Below are 1,982 nucleotides of genomic sequence, written 5' to 3'. Positions count from 1 at the left end.
GGCCCTACAGGGTGTGGCTTCTGTCGCCCTGAGAAAACCCCGATGCTTCCCATCCTGAATAAGGAGCGTCCGGAGAATCCACCGCAAAGCCGATCACCTTGAACAGTTCGCCCATTTCATGCTCGTTCACCAGCTTTTGCAACATCACCCGGTCTGGCAGGCTGGCGTTTTCCATGCCGTCCAGCAAGCCGCAATTGAGCAAAAACCGCCCCTGGCTGGTGTAGCCCAGCACCTGCAGGCCGGCTTCCTGCCCTGCCAGGGCAACACCGGTGAAGTTGACATGCGCCGTGATGTCCTTGTCGCCCACGTCCGCCAGCGCATCGGCATCGGCCAGGTGGCCACGGTGGCACATCAGCGTGCCCATGCTGCGTTGCGGATGGTAGTACTCGTGTTCGGGAAAGCCGTAGTCGAGCAGGAACACAGCGCCGGCGTTCAGCCGGTCGGCCAGTGTCCGCATGAAGCCTTCCGCCTGCGGATGGATTTCTGTGACGTAATCGTGTTCGCCTTCCACTTCAATGGGAGGCCGGAGATCGGTCGGGCTGTCGGCATGGACAAATCCTCCCTCAAGGCGGGCCACGCCGCGCTCATGCCAGGTGTTGTTGAGCCGCGCGAGCAGCTTCACCGGCATGGCATCCAGTACTTCGTTGCCCACCACCACGCCCCGCATCTGCGCCGGGAGCTCCGCTACCCAGTCCACCTTGCCGGCAAAAGCCTGCAACCGTTCCTGCTGGCGCTCGCGCAGGCTGCCCGACAAATCGACGATGCGGTACTGCGTGACAGAGTCGCCCAGCGCATCCAGCAACTGGTGCGCCAGGGCGCCCGAGCCGGCGCCGAATTCCCAGATTTCCGTGGTGCCGGTTGCCGCAAGGGCTTCTTTCACCTGCCTGGCCAGCGCSCGGCCAAAGTGGGCGGACATCTCCGGGGCCGTCGCAAAATCGCTGCCCGACTGCGGCATCAGGCCGAATTTGCGCGAGGCATTGRCGTAATAACCCCAGCCGGGCGTGTAAAGCGCCATGTCCATGAAACGGTCAAACCCGATCCAGCCGCCGGCAGCGTCAATGGCCCTGGCGATGTGGTCGGCGAGGCCGGTCGGTAAAATGGGGGGATTGGTCGTCTGGGTCATGTTTGTCACCGCCTGCAATTGTCGGCGATACGTCCCTGACCTTTTTTGCCAACCCTCACCACCTATGACCCCAACCCCGCCATCATCCCGACCCGTTGTCCTCGTGACCGGCGCCGCCAGGCGGCTGGGCCGCGACATCGCGCTGGCGCTCGCGGCCGGCGGCTGGCAGGTGGCGGTGCACTACCGCAGCTCCGAGGAAGATGCTATTAAAACAGTAGCTGCTTGCGCACAACTGTCGGGCGCTGCAGCCGCTTTTCATGCGGATTTAAACGACGAAACGGCAGTGCGCGGCCTATTGCCGGCCGTGGTCGAGCGCATGGGCCAGGTCGATGCCGTGGTGAACAACGCCTCGACCTTTGAACAAGACAGCGCCGCCAGTTTCGGTTTCGCCGCCATGGACCGGCATCTGCACAGCAACACCGGCGCCGCCATCGTGCTGGCCCAGGCCCTGCATGCGCATGTGGCCTCGCGCGGTGCCAGGGGGGCCGTCGTCAACCTGCTGGACCAGAAGCTCTGGAACCAGAACCCCGACTTTTTCAGCTACACGCTTTCCAAGGCCGCGCTGGAAGCGGCCGGCACCATGCTGGCGCTGGCGCTGGCGCCGCAGGTTCGTGTGGTCGGCGTTGCGCCGGGACTGACGCTGACCAGCCACCTGCTCACCGACGAACAATTCGAGGCCCGCCACAAGCTGTCGCCGCTGGGCCGGTCGTCCACCCCGGCCGACGTGGCGGCCGCGGTGAAGTTTGCACTGGAGAACAGCTCCATCACCGGCACCACGCTGCTGGTGGATGGCGGCCAGCACCTGATGAAGTTCGAGCGCGATTTTTCGCTGATGTAAGCCATCGGCAACGGCTTACAC

Annotated in this window: 2 protein-coding genes; one reads left to right on the top strand and one right to left on the bottom strand. The window is 64.1% G+C overall.

All coding sequences use genetic code 11. The features are described from left to right. Positions 1 to 4 precede the first annotated feature (4 nt). Positions 5 to 1,123, bottom strand: a complete 1,119-nt coding sequence (locus AC1D1P_RS21980; RefSeq protein ID WP_477674436.1) for a class I SAM-dependent methyltransferase — start codon at positions 1,121 to 1,123, stop codon at positions 5 to 7. 64 nt (positions 1,124 to 1,187) lie between these two features. On the opposite strand from AC1D1P_RS21980, the gene AC1D1P_RS21975 reads away from it, so the two are divergent. Beyond that, on the top strand, positions 1,188 to 1,961 hold the full coding sequence (locus AC1D1P_RS21975) for an SDR family oxidoreductase (protein ID WP_457282902.1): 774 nt from the start codon (positions 1,188 to 1,190) through the stop codon (positions 1,959 to 1,961). Positions 1,962 to 1,982 lie beyond the last annotated feature (21 nt).

Source organism: Polaromonas sp. P1_E1_2 (assembly GCF_056406035.1).
The sequence above is the reverse complement of the archived record's forward strand: the minus strand, read 5'-3'. Positions and strand labels throughout refer to the sequence as shown.